The following is a 15,512-nucleotide window of genomic DNA, read 5'->3' as shown; positions in this document are numbered from 1 at the left end:
GAGAGGCAAGGACATGGCAAAGATCGTGGTCATCGGCGGCACGGGTCTGATCGGCTCGAAGGTCGTCGCGAAGCTCAGGGAGCACGGGCATGAGGCCGTGGCTGCGGCGCCCAGCACCGGCGTGGACAGTCTGACCGGAGAGGGATTGTCCGAGGCCATGGCCGGCTCCCAGGTCGTCGTGGACGTCTCCAACTCGCCCTCCTTCGAGGAGAACGCCGTGATGGAGTTCTTCACCACGTCGACCACCAACCTCCTCGCGGCCGAAGCGGCGGCGGGCGTCGGTCACCACGTCGCTCTCACGATCGTCGGCACCGACCGTCCGCAGAGCATTCCCTACTTCCGCGCGAAGAGCGCGCAGGAGAAGCTCATCCGAGACTCGGGGATCCCGTACTCCCTCGTGCACGCCACCCAGTTCTTCGAGTTCCTGGGAGCCATCGCCGACATCTCGATGGACGGCGACCAGACCGTGCACCTGCCCGGCGCACTCATGCAGCCGATCGCTGCGGAGGATGTCGCGACGGCGGTGGCGCGCACTGCGGCGGGCGCACCGGTCAACGGCGACATCGAGATCGCCGGCCCCGAGCAGTTCACGATGGACGAGTTCGTGCGCCGGGGCCTGGCCTTCCGTAACGACCCGCGCCACGTGGTGCAGGATCCGGACGCGACGTACTACGGGGCGCACATCGAGGAGCGGACCCTCGTACCCGTGGACGGAGCGCAGATCTTCGCCACGCGTCTGGACGAGTGGCTGCCCGCCAACCCGCCCCGTCGGTAGCCTCACTGCGGGGCGCCCGCACAGGCGCCCCGCAGCATCCGGACGGGGCGACGCCGGCCTCACGCGGCCGCGCAGCGCAGTGGTTCCAGCTTGTCCGGCGCCATGACCCACAGGACATGCGACACATGCTCCTCCCGCGCCGCGATCGTGAGGAGCGCGAACACCGACCCCTCACGGCGAAGAAGGGCCGACTCCCGGCCGTTGGCCTCGACGAGTTCCACCTCCACGTCGTCCCAAAACCATGTGGACACCCCGTGGAGGAAGCGCACCAGCGTGTCCCGGCCGACGATCGGCCGGCGCGCGGTGCGGTGCACTGCGCCCCCGCCGTCGGTGTAGCTCACCGCATCCTCGGCCAGCAGGGTCTCCAGACGTGCACGATCGCCGCCGCGGGCGGCGGCGAGGAACACCCGGAACAGGCGGCGGTGTCTCTCACCGTCGACGCTCTGCACGCGCGCTGCCTCCAGGTGTGTGCGCGCGCGGCTCACCAGCTGACGGGCGTGGACGCTGGTGACGCCCAGGATCTCCGCGATCTGCCCATAGGGGTAGTCGAAGGCCTGGCGCAGGGTGAAAGCCGCACGTTCGGCCGGCGTGAGCCGCTCCATGAGGAGCAGGACGGCGAGGCTCAGCGCCTCGTCGCGCTCGGCCCCGAGCGTCGGATCGCTCGAGGTGTCGACGGGAGTCGGGAGCCAGGGGCCGATGTAGGTCTCCCGCTGCGCGTGCGCGCTGCGCAGTTCGTTGATCGCCAGCCGCGTGGTCACGGTGGTCAGAAACGCCGCGGTGTTCCTGATCCCGCCACGGTCGCAGTTCTGCCAGCGGATCCAGGTCTCCTGGACGACGTCCTCCGCGTCGGGCGCGGACCCGAGGATCCGGTAGGCGATGCCGAACAGTCTTCGTCGTTCGGCGTCGAAGACCGTCACAGCGTCGTCGCCGGCGACGTGGGTACTCATGTCACCTCCGCTGCCTGAACCGGCCGACACGCTACTCCGCCCTGTCTCCGCGCGGAAGACGCCGTCGCGCGGCCCCCGTCAGCGCGAACCGACCAGGCGCCCCTGCTGCTGCCAGTCCTCGAACCGCGTCGCAGCGAGGTGCACGCCCGGGCCGGGGAGGAGGTCGCGACGGGACAGCCGGGCACCGAAGTACGTGCCCAGCGGATCGGCGACCACCTCGCGGTCGTCCCGCCGCCACCTCATCTCCTGCACGGCGAGATCGCGCAGTTCGAAGACCTCGGGTCCGGCGTGCTCGACGATGCCGCGGCACGGCTCGGCCTCCGCGGCGGCCGCCACCGCCGCCGCGACGTCATCGGCGGCCATCGGCTGGACGAGCGCGTCGGCCACCCGCGCGATTCCACCGTGCATGGCAGAGTCGGTGATGCTGCGGACGAACTCGAAGAACTGCGTCGCGTGGACCAGTGTGTACGGCCGCGCCGACGTCGTGATGAGCTTCTCCTGATCGGCTTTCGCCTGGAAGTACCCGCCCTGAGCACGCGCGAGCCTGTCGGTGTTCACGACCGACAGGGTGACGTTGTGACGGACTCCGTGCGCAGCACCGAAGGTGAGCAGGTTCAAGGTCGAGGCGTAGAAGAACTCGCGGGCGGCGGCCTCATCGGTGTACGACGAGTTGGATACATCGACGATCACCTCTGCGCCCTCCAGCGCGTCGTCGAGTCCTTCGCCGGTGTACGAGTCCACCCCGGTCGACCGCGCTGCCGCGATCACGTCATGGCCCCGCGATCTGAGCAGTGCCGTTGTGCGGGCGCCGACCAACCCCGTGCCTCCGACGACGACGATCTTCATGTCACGGTCTCCGATCCGGCCCACAGCGGGGCCTCTGCCAGGAATGACCGCCGAGAGAGCCGATCTGTGACACCGTCGCGAATCGGTGGACGCTGTCGGTCTCGCCTGAGCGCGCGCGTCGTGACCACCGTCACCGCAACCCCGGGGCTCGCCTCGGTTGGCTGACGCAGCATCCGCGCGTAGCGGCCGGGACGCGGGATAATCGATGCATGTCCTCCTACGTGGAACGCCGCACCAACCCGGCGGCCTGGGCCGCGTTCTGGTTCGCTCTGGCCGGCCTCGTCCTCATGCCGATCCCACTGTTCATCGGGCTGATCCTCGGTGGCGGCCTCTCGATCGTCGCCGCGATCCTTGCCGTGATCGCGCTTCTCAAGGGGCTCGCGCGCAGCGGGACGGGCATCGCGCCGGTCGTGTTCGCGGCGATCTTCGTGGCGCTCACGTGGGGTGGCATCTCGATGGGCGGCGGCATCGTCTGGTAGGTCGTCCGACGGGATGCTCTCCGCTCCTTCAGGGTGGCGGGGGTCCGGTCAGGAAAGTGCCGCGTAGTAGTCCTTCATCGCGGGGAAGTAGTCCGCGAAGTCGACCGCATCGACGTCGCTCCCGTCCATCACGGCCGTGAGGCGGTCGAGGTAGTACTCCCATCCCGGGCCGACGCTCGAGACGTCGTCATCGGACAGCATCTGGGCGAAGGTGAGCACCGTCACGCCACCCGCCTCCTGCTCCAGCTCGAAGCGGAGATGCCACTGCCGGTCGCCCACGCGGGTGTCGGCGGCGAAGCGGGTGGGCCCGTCGCATTCCACGATCGACACCTCCTCGCCTTCGACCTCATCGCCCTCGGCCGTCATGAAGAAGGTGACCCTGCCCGTGGCGGGGTCACCCTCCCACCGGCCGATCCAGCGCTCCAGTCGATCGGACTCGGTGAGGGCGGCCCACACCGCATCCGGCGTAGCGCGGTATCGACGGACGAACTGCACCTCCCGTCCCCGCGGACCTTCGCCGACCGTCCCGGTCGGAGTGGGAATGCTCATGCGATCTCCTCGGTGTCGATGGATGGTGTGCCCGCGGCTTGATCCGGCGGACCGTCGGACCGGCGTTGGTCGCGCGAAGCCCGGCGCACCTCGAGGTCGAGGGCGTCGAACGCCGACTCGGGCACGGGCGGATGCCTCAGCGCCGCGAGATACGTCTGCACCGGTTCGAGCGTCTCCGCACGCAGGCGGTACCGCCGCTCACGGCCGTGGGCGGCGACGCCGATGAGGCCTGATTCCCGCATCACGCGGAGATGGCGGCTGACGGCGGGGCGGCTGATCGGCTCCCGCGCGGCGAGCTCGCCGGCGGTGTGCTCGCCGTGTGCCAGCGCAGCGAGCAGCCGGCGACGCGTCGCGTCGGCGAGACACTCGAAGACGTCCACTCCGGAAGCGTAACCGCCAGGTTACGCATTGTCGAGAGGGCGCGAGCCGAGGTAGTCCCCGTCACCCGTGCGGCCGCACCCCACGACCGCTCTATCGGGCGGGGCAGATGGGGAGCATACTGAGCGCGTTCGGGCCGCGCCGCTCACCACGGCGACCTGGGAACCCGATCCACCTCGATGCAGCGAGGAGGCGCCATGTCGCCGAAACGTCGACGCAGCGCGAGCGCTCGCACGGTCCCACCGCCCCACGTGGAACGGTTCCTGGGCGGCTGGAGGTACATCGGACTGCCGCCGAGACCCCCTGAGCCGGACGGGGTGACCAGCTACAGCACGCCGGCCGACGTCGCGAACGCGCACGGCGACATCATCATGGTCGACCTCCTGCGCCCGCGCGATCTGCTCGCGCTGACCGCCACGTTCTACGGCGCGGAGCTGTGGCAGGACGAAGCGGAGGGGCGGCTCTTCCTCGCCAAGCGCGACCAGACCGCTCTGCTGGCCGTCGACTACCCCTACCAGCACGGACACGAAGAGGCCGCTTCCGAAGTCGGCACGACAGCAGCGGCTCCCGTCCCTCCCGTCGGCTACCGGCCCGCCCGCTCGACCCGGCTGGTGTTCGAGATCGGCGACGACGAGATCGACCTCACCACGGAAGGCGTGCTCGCCGCGATGTCGCGGCTGCGGCCCGTGCTGCATCGGCTCGCCGACGACGACGTGAGACTGCCCGGCGGGCCGCCGCCGGCGCCGGACCGGATGCCTCCGCATCCGGACGAACCGGACCCTGGGCCTTCGCGGCTCACGCTGCGGGGCGACGGGACGTTCAGCGAGCCCCCCGGCGCTCGGGAGACGGCGATCGAGGCGCCCTACCGCCTCGTGATCTCCCCGAACCGGACCGGACGGTGGGAGCACGCGACGCGCCCCGTCGCCGAACGCGACGACACCCGTCACGTGGAGCTGTGGCACAGCCGGCTCACGCGCGTGCCGCCGCCCGAGCCGGACGCGCCGGCGACGCCGCCCGAGCCGCCCACGGGCACCGCCGTACGGGCGATCTGGGCACGCGACCGGGATGCGCTGGACGGACCGGCGGAGTGGCAGGAGGTCGCCCCCGCCGAGCTCAGCTCACCCTCCGAGGCGGAGGACCGGCCCTTCCGAGGCTCGCTCAACCGGCGCGACCGGCACATCCTCGTGCGTCAGAGCGCCGAGACCTGGCCAGGGAAGGCCGGTGCGATTCCACCCGTCCCCGTGCGGGCCGACAAGCTGTGGCTGTCGGGTCTGGGCGCCTGGCTCGAACTGCACGGGGCGTGGAACTCCACGCCCTATACCGATGCTCATTACGCGTCGATCCTCGCGTGGGATCACCTCGCGCCCTTCGGCCGCGACCAGTACGTGCGCGTCATGTATCCCGGGTTCCTCTTCCCCTTCCGTCATCGCACGGCGCTGGTGAAGATCACCGAGCGCAAGATGAAGACGCGTTCGCCCTCGGTCGCAGCGCTGTTCCAGCGCAAGTTCCTCGTCATCGACGAGCCGGTGCGCGAGTACCCGCTACCGGCTCATCGCGGTTCGCCGTTCCAGCGCGTCGGCATCCGTCCGCTCGTGACCCCGAACATCGACGATCCCGGCAAGAACGAGGAGACGTTCTTCTGGCCGGCGATCAATGCCCTCGACTTCCGGTTCACGATCGACGCCGTCGACCGCGAGGGCCGCACCGTCGCCTTCAGCACGCCGCTGCTGTGGGTGGCGGAGAACCACGTCAGCACCGCCACGGGGGTCTCCGCCGTCGAGCAGGCCTACGACGCTAGCCAGCACCGCATCATCGACCTGCACGGCCAGACCCTCGCGTACACGCCGCCCACGAATGCGGGGAACTCCGCGACCGAGACGGCGCGGATCCGGCTGCGCGGACGCGCCGCCCCGGGGGCGATCACGCCCTTCCTGAGCTCGGCGGATGTCTCCGTCGACGCCGTAGAGCGCCTCACCGGCACGGGGGCGACGACGATCGGCTATTACCCCGCGTACGTCGCCGAGGGAGAGAACCGGGGCGAGGTGTGGGCCGCCGTACTCAACGGCGCGACGGCCATTCCCGCTGTCGTGCCGGGGACCGGTGCGGCCGACGATCCGCCCGCACCCCTCGCGGTGATGGAGTTCGGCACGGCGCCGTCGACCTCGAGCGACCGCGCCGGGGGCTTCGTCACCCCGAGTCTCGCGGTCGGGGGACTGTCCACCGCGAGTGGACCGGTCAACGACCTCGCGAAGATCGAGCGGCTCGACTTCGACCCCGCCGGGTTCCTCGCCGGCGTCCTGCCGCGGCTGTTCGGCATCTTCAGCCTCGCGGATCTGATCGAGGACGTCGCCGAGAACATCCCCGAGGTCGTGAGCCAGTCGCTGGGGCCGGCGCTGCAGCTGGTCGACGACCTCCGGCGCGCGGTCGAACGGCTCCAGCGCGCCGCCGGCGTGGTCGAAGACATCGCGACGCGCGATCTCATGGCGGATGCCGAGGCCGCAGCATCCGCGGCAGCCCAGGCGTTCGAGGACGCACTCGCCGACGTCACGAGTGCGAAGCCCGAGGATCTGGCGTCGACGCTGAAGACGAAGCTCGAACAGGTCAGGGCCCCGCTCGCGGCGCTGCGGCCGAAACTGCCGGAGCAGACGCCGTTCCTGCGCGACACGCTCACCGGGATCATCGACGCGCTCGACGCGGCGATCTCCGCAGCCTCCCTCGTCGACGACCTCATCGTCGCGCTCACCGGCATCGCCGAGACCGTCACCGCCGGTCGCTTCCGCTTCGAATGGTCGCCGAAGGTCGTCACGGGCTGGCCGGCGGCGGGCCCCCTCATCACGATGCCCGACGACGCCCTCTCGATCCTCGTGGAGGGAAAGACCGGCGGTCCGGGGGCGCCGACGGCGAAGGCCAGCGCCGAGCTGCGCGACTTCACGCTGCACCTGTTCCCGAGCGAGCCGCTCATGCGGGTGCCTTTCGAGCGCATCGCGTTCGTCGCCGGAGCCGACGGCAAGGCGGAGGTGGATGTCGTCCTCGGCGAGATCGAGTTCGTCGGCGTGCTGAGCTTCGTGCAGACGATCAAGGACCTCATCCCGTTCGACGGGTTCTCCGACCCGCCGCACCTGGAGGTGACGCCGCAGGGGCTCACCGCCGGGTTCAGCCTGGGGCTGCCTTCGCTCGCCGTGGGGGTCTTCAGCCTGTCCAACCTGTCGCTGGGCGCGGATCTGCAGGTGCCGTTCCTGGGCAAGAGCCTGTCGGTCGGGTTCAACTTCTGCACGCGCGAGCGCCCGTTCACCCTGGCCGTCGCGTTCATCGGCGGCGGCGGCTGGTTTCTGATCCGCCTCGCCCCCGACGGACTCGAGGTGCTCGAACTGGGCCTGGAGGCGGGGGCGACCCTGTCGGTCGACTTCGGCGTGGCCAGCGGCTCGATCTCGGCCATGATCGGCGTCTACCTGCGGCTCGAGTCGGACAAGGGCTCGCTGACGGGCTACTTCCGGCTCCGCGGCGAAGTGGACGTGCTCGGCCTCATCTCGGCGTCGATCGAGCTGTACATGGAGCTGATGTATCGGCCCGACACCGGCAAGATGATCGGGCGCGCGCGGATCACCGTCGAGGTCGAGGTGTTCGTCTTCTCCGGGTCGGTCACGATCGAGGCCGAGCGCCAGTTCGCCGGAGCCAACGGCGACCCCTCTCTCGCGCAGCTCATGGTGCGCGACGGCGCGTGGCCCGACTGGGACGAGTACTGGGCCGCGTTCGATACCGAGAGCCTGACGAAAGGACTCCCGGCATGAACACGGAGATCTTCACCGTCCTCGCGTTGCCGCGCGCGTGGGTCGAGGGGGTCGGACCCCACGTGTCGCTCTTCGTCGCACCCAGGCTGGTACCGGATGCAGCCGGCGGCGCGACGCTCGCAGACTTCACGTGCTTCCCCGACTGGGTGGGGGCGCTGACCCATCCCGACACGACGATCGTGCTGCGGAACCAGAACGGCCCGCTCGACGCGCGGGCGAGTCTGACGACGGCCGCCGCTGCGCTGTGGGCGGCGGTCTTCCCCGCGGCCACCCCCGTCGCCGGACCGGCGGCGCCGGATTTCTCCGGACGGCAGTGGCGCAGCTTCGACGCCGCCGCCGTGCAGGAGATCGGGCGCGCACTGACGATGCAGGCGACGCTCATCTCCCCGACCGATCCGCCGCTGCCGTCGGCGCTTCCGACCACGCGGCACATGAACCGGCTCATGCCGATGCAGCCGAGCCACGACCCGAAACCCTCGCGGGAGGAGCTGGAACGACTGCGCGCGCCGCGCCCGTACCGGCGCGGCCAACCGGATGACCGCGACCAGATCCTGCGCGACCTCAACACCGACATCCGGCGCGAGTTCCCCGACGAGGCGGAGCTGACCGCGCGGTTCGACGCGCTGCTGGCCGGGTCACTCACCGCGCAGGAGCAGGCCGTGGCCGCCGCATCCGGGTTCGACCGGGGCCTGCTGCAGCTGCACCTCGCGCGCCGGTATTACGAACGCCCGGAGTCTCAGGGTGCATACGCGGAGCATCCGACCGTCACCCCGACGCCGCTCGGGCCGCGCGAGCAGGAGTTCCACGAGCGGCTGGCGATGGTGGGAGATCATCGCGAGCTCATGCGGATGCTGGGGCTCGTGGTCGATCTCGAGGTGGACGACCTTACCGCGCTGTCGAAGTCGACCGTGCTGTCGGCCACGATCACCGTGCCGACCCTGCCGCCCGACGCGTGCCGGTCGCCCCGCGTGCAGGTGCATGCCGCCCGTGACGGCGCCCTCCTGACCGTGCCAGCGTCGGACCAGTGGCAGGACGGTGCGCTCGCCCTGGGCGGCCCCACCTTCACGGTGCTCGACCTGGAGGCGGATGGCACGGCGCTCAAGGCCGAGCGCTATCTGTGGTCGCTGCCGCGGCTCGCCCGGATCGAGGCGAACGGCGCTCCCGGGTCGGCGGCCCCGCCCGCCCTCCGCGCGTCCGGGTTCACCGTCGCGCGGCGCCGGCGCGCGATCGACACGCAGGAGCGGATGTCGCGGCAGACGGCCCTGGGGGCGTCCATCGATCTCGGCACGGGCGTCGGCGGTCTCGCGTCGCTGTCGGCCGAAGAGGTCACGCGCGGCTTCCGCGTGGAGGTGTGGGACGACACCGCCAAACGTTGGGCGTCGCTGCACCGGCGCCGCACCGTGTTCGAGATCAAGGGGCATGAGCCTGTCACGATCCCCGAGACGCTCGGCTACCTGCAGGGCACCACGGCGCACGAGACGCCGGGCGTCCCCGATCCTCCGGTCCACGTGCACGAGGCGCTCTTCGGATGGGAGGGCTGGAGCCTCTCCGCGCCCCGCCCCGGTGCCGGCATCCGCAACGAACCGGCAGCGGGGGAGGGGCAGGCCGGCTACGAGGAGCAGCCGTACCGCCCCGGCGGATTCGATGAGCCCGACGCCGACCCGCGCCACGTGCCGAGCCACGTGCTCGGCGCGTCGCACACGGTCCTGCCGGGGTCGCTCCCTGTCCTGCGGTTCGGGCGCGATTACGCGTTCCGGGCGTGGCAGGTCGACCTCGCCGGCAACAGCCGCGTGCAGCCGGCACGGCCACCGCGCGATCGCGGGGCGGTGCTCGGGCGCGTGCTCGCCGACCGCGTCCTCGGGGCCGAGGCGCAGCGGCGCGCCGAACGCATCGGCGGCGGCTCGTTCGGCCCCGTCGCCACGGCGCTGCGGACCGCGGCCGTCAGCGCCATCTCGACCGGGCGGTCGGCCGCCTCGACGACCTCGCCCACCGGGACGGCCACCGCGCTGCGGTCCCTGCTTCCCGACCCGGTCGCCGACGAAGTGAACCGGCGCATCGCCACGCGGCGGCTCGGCGTCGGGGTCCGCGGAGACCTCACGGCGCAGAACGCCGCGCCCAGCCGGCGCGCGATGGTCACCGCCGCGATCCACGACGCCGTTACCCGCGCGCCGCGCACGCCGCTGGCCACCTCGCTCGCCAGCGCGGAACTCCCGCGGTACCGCGACCTCCTCCTCGACCACCTCGGCCGCATCGGCGACCTCGCGCCGGCGGTCGTCGGGCGTGCGCTGGCCACGGTCACACCCCTCCGCCCCTACCTGCGGTGGGACCCGGCGCCCGCTCCGGCCATCGTGCCGACCGGGGTGTACAGCGAGGGGGAGTCGCTGCGGGTGCTCGTGATCCGCAGCGGCGTGACGCAGGATGCGGCGACCGGAGAGCTCACCGTCACCCCGCCGGCCGACTACCTCGCGTCGGTGCAGGCGACGCATCCCGCGACTGCGGGTGCCTTCTCCGCCGCCGCCCGTCGCCATCTCGCGCCGCCGAAGACCTCCCAGCTGCAGGCCGAGCAGCACGGCGCGTTCGACCGGATCGTGACCGGACCCGACGGTCCCCGACGTGCGCTGGCGGCGGCGCTGCGGGAGAACGGCGCGTTCTCCGACCTCGACATCGCCGACCTCGACACGCCGCTGGGGCGCATCCCCGTCGATCCTCCGCCGCGGATCGTCGTCCAGCCCGGTGTCGACCCCGCCGACGTGCTGACCCTCCCGCTCGCCCACCCGGGCGACCCCATCCCGGGCGGGCAGTTCGTCGCCAACCCCGGCGCGCGCATCCCGCTGCCGTATCTGCCCGATTCGATCGTGCGGGGGATCTCCGTGCAGTTCCCCGAGGCCGGCCTCGATCGCGCCCTCACCTCGCCCTTCGAGTTCGAGGGCTTCACCGTGGACTTCGCCGTGTCCGACCGGGGCTGGCCCGACGTGTCGACGCTCTCCCTCACCCTCGAGGGCGCCGACCGGCTGGGGGCGACGGCGGATGCGGCGTCCCTCGCCTTCCGCCTGCCGCCGGGCGACCTCCAGCGCTTCCGGCTCTCCAGCGCCCTCGACCGTGCACGCCTGGAGCACCTGGGCGTGTGGCGCACGCTCGATCCCACCATCCGAGCCGACCGTGCCGTGCGGGAGGCGGTCGCGGACGGACTGCTGTGGGCGTTCACGCCCGCTGAAGACGTGCTGCTCGTGCACGCCGTGCCGCGCCCGCTCGAGCGACCCGATGCCACTGCGCTGACCCCCATCCGAGCCCTCGGCGCCACCTCGTGCGTACTCTTCGGAGCGCTGGACGTGCACGGGCCCAGCACCGCGCAGGTGACGATGAACGCGGAGTGGGAGGACGTGTCCGACGACCCCGCCGTGGACGATGATCTCGCTGCCGGCACCGTCGCCGGCACGCGGCGGGCCGCCGCATCCGCCGTGGCGTTCACGACGCCCATCCGCCCGGACGAAGACATCGCGATCCTGACCGCCGAAGACGCCACCGTGCCGATCCCGATGCTGGGCACGCTGTCGCTGCACAGGGCCATGCACGAATTCGGCGACACGCGTCACCGGCGCGTGCGCTACCGCGCCGTGGCGAGCACGCGGTTCCGCGAGTACTTCGCGCCTGAGCTGCTCGAGGGAGAGCCCGGGACCGAGGCGGGCAGCGTCGTGGGACACGCGGTCGAGCTGTCGGTCCCGTCGACGGCGCGGCCGGCGCCACCGGTCATCCACTCGGTGCTCCCGCTGTTCCGCTGGTCGCACTCCGATCCGAACGCGCCCGGCGATGCCGCAGAACCCGCCGGCGAACACCGCCTCGCGGAGGAGCCGGAGCAGCCGATGGCCATCCGGCACCGCCGCCGGGCGGGCGTCCGCATCTACCTCGAGCGCCCCTGGTACACCAGCGGCGAGGGGGAGCTGCTCGGTGTGCTCTTCGCCCTCGGCGCCAAGGACGACCTCCCCGGCCCGCCGCCGGCACCCGGCGACGGGCCAGACCTGCTCGGATCGGGGTATCCGTACGTGTCGAAGTGGGGGCAGGACCCGATCTGGACCGGCAACACGATGCCGCTGCGGCCCTTGACGCTCATCGACGTGGAGGAGCTCATGCCGTTCCTCGGCTTCGACGAGCACGGCCCCGCGCGGCCCGTCACCGCGCAGGTGACGCTGCCGCTGCCGGCGACGAAGGACGTGCCGGCGACGGATGTGGTCGTGCTGGGCTATCGGCCGCGCTTCAACCCCGACCGCGGCCTGTGGTACGTCGATGTCGCCGTCGATCCACGCGGAGCGTTCTGGCCCTTCGTCCGGCTCGCCGTGGCCCGCTACCAGCCCGACAGCGTGCCCGGCGCGCACCTGTCCGACCCCGTACAGGCGGACTTCGTGCAGCTTCCGCCCGAACGCACCACCACGGTCAGCCGTCCCGACGCGACCCACGTGCGAGTCGCCGTGTCGGGCACCACCGCCACGGGCACGGCCGGAGCACCGTCGCGGCCCGTCCCGGTGCCCGGCGGCGATCTCAACCGCTATCTCGTCGCGCGTCTGCAGCGGGCGGATGCCGCGGTGCCGGGGGACCTCGGATGGCGCAACGAGCGGATCGTGGAACTCGTCCGCGCCGGCAGCGGCGAAGTCGCCGCGCAGTGGGCGTGGGCCGCCGACATCGAATCGCCCGAGTCGATCCCGCTCAGCACCCCGACCGACCGCCCGGCGACGTGGCGTGTCGTCGTGGAGGAGTGGGAGCGCTTCGAGGGCGACCCCGACGGCGATCCGAACGACGACGGGCCGGGGCGCTGGGAGCAGCGGCTCGTCTTCGCGGACGAGGTGTACCTCTAGCGCGCGCGGCAGGGCCCTTGACGACGCACTTGTATTTTGCAAGTGTTACCGCATGAGCCTCTTCATCACCTGCCCGGTCGAGAGCGTCGAGCGCGCGACCGCCTTCTACACCGCCCTCGGCTGGACCCTCAACACCGAGATGTCCGACCACAATGTGTCGTGCTTCGCGATCGCGCCGGAGCAGTACGTCATGCTCGGCAGCCGCGAGATGTACGCGAGCATCGGCGCTTCCGAGGAACTGGTCGGCGGACCTGACACGCCCTCCAAGGTCACGGTCTCCTTCGACCTCGACAGCAGTGAGGCGGTCGACGCGCTCGTCGAGCACGCCGGCGCCGCGGGCGGGCGGATCGGCGACACCGACGACTACCCGTTCATGTACCAGCGCCAGTTCGACGACCCCGACGGCTACCACTACTCACCGTTCTGGATGAAGCCGAACGCCGACGCCACCGCGTGAGCGACCTCGCCGCGGCCCTCGACGTCGTCGGAGCGCGGTGGGCCCTGCTCATCGTGGCGCGGCTGCTCGACGGACCCCAGCGCTACGGCGACCTGCAGCGCGACCTCGGAGTGCCGACGAACATCCTCGCGACGCGCCTGCGCGAGCTCGAAGCGGCCGGCGTGCTGTCTCGCCTGCCGCTCCGGCACAACACGCGGGCCTATGCGCTGACCGAGCGCGGGCTTGCCCTCCGTGAGGCGATCGTCGCGCTGGAGCGCTGGGGCGGCGGCCAGGCGGACGAATAGCCGGTCTCAGCGGGGGAGGAAGTGCTCGCGGGCCAGCGGTGCGATGTCGATGCCGTCCGCGTCATCGGCACCCACCCAGCGCAGTTCGGCGATCTCGGCGCCCACGGCCGGATGCTGCTCGCCGATGTCGGCGGCGAACACCTCGGCCACCACGACGAAACCCGGTTCGTTCGCCGCTGCCGCGGTGAAGGTGCCGAGGGAGGAGAGGTCGGCCGGCGCCACGGAGACGCCGACTTCCTCGGCGAGCTCGCGGCTGAGGGTCTCGCTCGGCGACTCGCCGGGCTCGGGCTTGCCGCCCGGCTGCATGAACGCCGTCGTCCCGGCCTTGCGTACGAGCAGCAGGCGCCCTTCCGCGTCGACGATGACCGCCGCGGAGACGTGGATGCGGCGTGCCGGAGCGGGGTGGAGAACGGAGGTCACGGTGGCACGGTACAGGATCCGCCCATCGGCCTCGTCGTAAGATCATGTGTGCTTCCCGAGACCCCTGCCGCTGCCCTGTCCCCGAGCGGAATCGATCCGGTGGATCTTGAGGTCACGCTCCGGGTCCTGGACGGGATGGCCGGGCTCGACGAGACCCACCCCGACTTCGTCGCCGTCCGGCGGGCGACGGCGCGGATGTTCAAGGCCGTGAAGAAGGTGCGCCGCCGGGAGATCCGGGAGGCGATCGCCAGCGCCGATCGGGAGGTCGTCGCCGCCACCGCCACGGGCGCGCCCGACCGTATCGACGACGAGACGCGCGGCATCCCGATCAGCACCGCCACCACGGCGCCCACCGCGGGCACCTTGAAGAAGGCGCGCGGGTGCTACATCTGCAAGCAGCCCTACACCGTGGTCGACGCGTTCTATCACCAGCTGTGCCCCTCGTGCGCGGCGCTGAGCCACGCGAAACGTGACGCGCGTACCGACCTCACCGGCAAACGGGCTCTGCTGACCGGCGGCCGGGCGAAGATCGGCATGTACATCGCGCTGCGCCTGCTGCGCGACGGCGCGCACACCACTATCACGACCCGGTTCCCGCGCGACGCGGTGCGCCGCTTCAGCAGCCTTCCGGATGCGCCGGAGTGGATCGATCGGCTCAAGATCGTGGGAATCGACCTGCGTGATCCGGCTCAGGCCATCGGACTCGCCGATGACGTGGCATCCGCCGGCAGTCTCGACATCTTGATCAACAACGCGACCCAGACGGTGCGGCGCTCACCCGGCGCCTATCAGCCGCTGGTGGACGCGGAGCTTGCGCCGCTGCCCGACGGGCCGCTCCCGGAGCTGCTGACGTTCGGTCACACCAACGACCGGCACCCGCAGGCGCTGGAGCGCTCCGTCGCCGGGCATCCGATCCTCGCCCCCGCGGCCGCTCGTGCGGACGAACTGACCGAGCAGGCGATGGCGGCGGGATCGAGCTCGCTCGAGCGGCTCGCCGCGGGAACTGCGATCGATGCCGGCGGGCTCGTTCCCGACCTCGACGACGTGAACTCCTGGACGCAGCGGGTCGGCGAGGTCGACCCCCTCGAGATGCTCGAGGTGCAGCTGGCGAACACCACCGCACCGTTCCTGCTGGTGTCCAAGCTCCGGCCCTCGCTCGCAGCCAGCAGCGCGCGACGCACCTACGTCGTGAACGTCAGCGCGATGGAGGGCGTGTTCGGCCGCGGCTACAAGGGTCCGGGGCATCCGCACACCAACATGGCCAAGGCGGCGGTGAACATGCTCACGCGCACGAGCGCCCGGGAGATGTTCGAGACCGACGGCATCCTCATGACCAGCGTCGACACCGGATGGATCACCGACGAGCGCCCCCACCCCACGAAGGTGCGTCTCGCGGAGGAGGGGTTCCATGCGCCCCTGGATCTCGTGGACGGCGCGGCGCGCGTCTACGACCCCATCGTGCGGGGCGAGGCGGGTGAAGACCTCTTCGGCGTCTTCCTGAAGGACTACGCCCCCGGCGCATGGTGAACCTGCCCGCCGTCGGTGCGCGCGTGGTCGTGCGGTACCTCCTGCCCTCGGGGCAGGCGACGGATGCGCTCGGCGAGCTCCTCAGCGCGGATGCGGAGACGGTCGTCGTCGACGGCAAGAGAGGGGTCGAGCGCATCGCGGTGCGTGACATCGTCGCCGCCAAGCCCGTGCCTCCCGCGCCGGAGCCCCGCGCACGCCGGAACCCGCGGTAGTCC

General features: G+C 71.5%; 13 protein-coding genes. 8 read left to right on the top strand and 5 right to left on the bottom strand.

What is annotated here, in order from left to right:
* The first annotated feature begins 13 nt into the window (after window positions 1-13).
* Entirely contained in the window at window positions 14-775 is a 762-nt protein-coding gene (locus tag E4K62_RS10730) for an SDR family oxidoreductase (RefSeq protein ID WP_135067302.1), read from the top strand.
* Between the two features lie 59 nt (window positions 776-834).
* Here the strand turns inward: E4K62_RS10730 and sigJ are convergent, their stop codons facing one another.
* Both sigJ and E4K62_RS10720 read right to left on the bottom strand, forming a co-directional pair.
* A complete protein-coding gene (gene sigJ / locus E4K62_RS10725) occupies window positions 835-1,722 on the bottom strand; it encodes an RNA polymerase sigma factor SigJ (protein ID WP_135067300.1) in 888 nt (295 codons plus the stop codon).
* 78 nt (window positions 1,723-1,800) lie between these two features.
* Window positions 1,801-2,568 carry an SDR family oxidoreductase gene (locus tag E4K62_RS10720; RefSeq protein WP_135067298.1) on the bottom strand — a complete coding sequence of 256 codons (768 nt, stop codon included), beginning with the start codon at window positions 2,566-2,568 and terminating at the stop codon, window positions 1,801-1,803.
* A gap of 209 nt (window positions 2,569-2,777) precedes the next feature.
* On the opposite strand from E4K62_RS10720, the gene E4K62_RS10715 reads away from it, so the two are divergent.
* On the top strand, window positions 2,778-3,047 hold the full coding sequence (locus E4K62_RS10715) for a hypothetical protein (RefSeq protein ID WP_135067296.1): 270 nt from the start codon (window positions 2,778-2,780) through the stop codon (window positions 3,045-3,047).
* A gap of 48 nt (window positions 3,048-3,095) precedes the next feature.
* Here E4K62_RS10715 and E4K62_RS10710 read toward each other — a convergent pair whose 3' ends face one another.
* Together E4K62_RS10710 and E4K62_RS10705 are read right to left on the bottom strand one after the other, a co-directional pair.
* A complete protein-coding gene (locus E4K62_RS10710) occupies window positions 3,096-3,596 on the bottom strand; it encodes an SRPBCC family protein (RefSeq protein ID WP_135067294.1) in 501 nt (166 codons plus the stop codon).
* A complete protein-coding gene (locus E4K62_RS10705) occupies window positions 3,593-3,976 on the bottom strand; it encodes an ArsR/SmtB family transcription factor (protein ID WP_135067292.1) in 384 nt (127 codons plus the stop codon). Before E4K62_RS10705 ends, E4K62_RS10710 begins: the two co-directional genes overlap by 4 nt.
* Before the next feature lie 315 nt (window positions 3,977-4,291).
* Here E4K62_RS10705 and E4K62_RS10700 point away from each other — a divergent pair, with 315 nt between their 5' ends.
* The 4 genes from E4K62_RS10700 to E4K62_RS10685 are packed head-to-tail and all read left to right on the top strand — an operon-like array spanning window position 4,292 to window position 13,350.
* The gene (locus E4K62_RS10700; RefSeq protein WP_135067290.1) at window positions 4,292-7,762 is read left to right on the top strand and encodes a hypothetical protein; all 3,471 of its coding nucleotides are present in this window, start codon (window positions 4,292-4,294) and stop codon (window positions 7,760-7,762) included.
* Entirely contained in the window at window positions 7,759-12,609 is a 4,851-nt protein-coding gene (locus tag E4K62_RS10695; protein WP_135067288.1) for a hypothetical protein, read from the top strand. The genes E4K62_RS10700 and E4K62_RS10695 overlap by 4 nt, the downstream gene beginning before the upstream one ends.
* A 52-nt stretch (window positions 12,610-12,661) precedes the next feature.
* Window positions 12,662-13,066, top strand: a complete 405-nt coding sequence (locus tag E4K62_RS10690) for a VOC family protein (protein WP_135067286.1) — start codon at window positions 12,662-12,664, stop codon at window positions 13,064-13,066.
* Window positions 13,063-13,350, top strand: coding sequence for a winged helix-turn-helix transcriptional regulator (locus E4K62_RS10685; RefSeq protein WP_135067284.1), 288 nt, complete (start codon window positions 13,063-13,065; stop codon window positions 13,348-13,350). The genes E4K62_RS10690 and E4K62_RS10685 overlap by 4 nt, the downstream gene beginning before the upstream one ends.
* 6 nt (window positions 13,351-13,356) lie before the next feature.
* Here E4K62_RS10685 and E4K62_RS10680 read toward each other — a convergent pair whose 3' ends face one another.
* Window positions 13,357-13,770 carry an NUDIX hydrolase gene (locus tag E4K62_RS10680; protein WP_187270383.1) on the bottom strand — a complete coding sequence of 138 codons (414 nt, stop codon included), beginning with the start codon at window positions 13,768-13,770 and terminating at the stop codon, window positions 13,357-13,359.
* Between the two features lie 48 nt (window positions 13,771-13,818).
* Here E4K62_RS10680 and E4K62_RS10675 point away from each other — a divergent pair, with 48 nt between their 5' ends.
* Window positions 13,819-15,297 (top strand): SDR family NAD(P)-dependent oxidoreductase, encoded by a 1,479-nt coding sequence (locus E4K62_RS10675; protein WP_135067282.1) that lies wholly within the window; start codon window positions 13,819-13,821, stop codon window positions 15,295-15,297.
* Window positions 15,291-15,509 (top strand): putative acetyltransferase, encoded by a 219-nt coding sequence (locus E4K62_RS10670; RefSeq protein WP_135067280.1) that lies wholly within the window; start codon window positions 15,291-15,293, stop codon window positions 15,507-15,509. Before E4K62_RS10675 ends, E4K62_RS10670 begins: the two co-directional genes overlap by 7 nt.
* Window positions 15,510-15,512 lie beyond the last annotated feature (3 nt).

The sequence above is a fragment of the Microbacterium wangchenii genome (assembly GCF_004564355.1).
GTDB lineage: Bacteria > Actinomycetota > Actinomycetes > Actinomycetales > Microbacteriaceae > Microbacterium > Microbacterium wangchenii.
Note: the sequence above shows the minus strand (reverse complement) of the source record. Positions and strands in the feature narration are given on the sequence as shown.

What these genes read in the sequence shown, in the direction of transcription:
- E4K62_RS10690 (WP_135067286.1), top strand. Translation starts at nt 12,662, where the DNA reads ATGAGCCTCTTCATCACCTGCCCGGTCGAGAGCGTCGAGCGCGCGACC.
- E4K62_RS10670 (WP_135067280.1), top strand. Translation starts at nt 15,291, where the DNA reads ATGGTGAACCTGCCCGCCGTCGGTGCGCGCGTGGTCGTGCGGTACCTC.
- E4K62_RS10715 (WP_135067296.1), top strand. Translation starts at nt 2,778, where the DNA reads ATGTCCTCCTACGTGGAACGCCGCACCAACCCGGCGGCCTGGGCCGCG.
- E4K62_RS10720 (WP_135067298.1), bottom strand. Translation starts at nt 2,568, where the DNA reads ATGAAGATCGTCGTCGTCGGAGGCACGGGGTTGGTCGGCGCCCGCACA.
- E4K62_RS10730 (WP_135067302.1), top strand. Translation starts at nt 14, where the DNA reads ATGGCAAAGATCGTGGTCATCGGCGGCACGGGTCTGATCGGCTCGAAG.
- E4K62_RS10710 (WP_135067294.1), bottom strand. Translation starts at nt 3,596, where the DNA reads ATGAGCATTCCCACTCCGACCGGGACGGTCGGCGAAGGTCCGCGGGGA.
- sigJ (WP_135067300.1), bottom strand. Translation starts at nt 1,722, where the DNA reads ATGAGTACCCACGTCGCCGGCGACGACGCTGTGACGGTCTTCGACGCC.
- E4K62_RS10695 (WP_135067288.1), top strand. Translation starts at nt 7,759, where the DNA reads ATGAACACGGAGATCTTCACCGTCCTCGCGTTGCCGCGCGCGTGGGTC.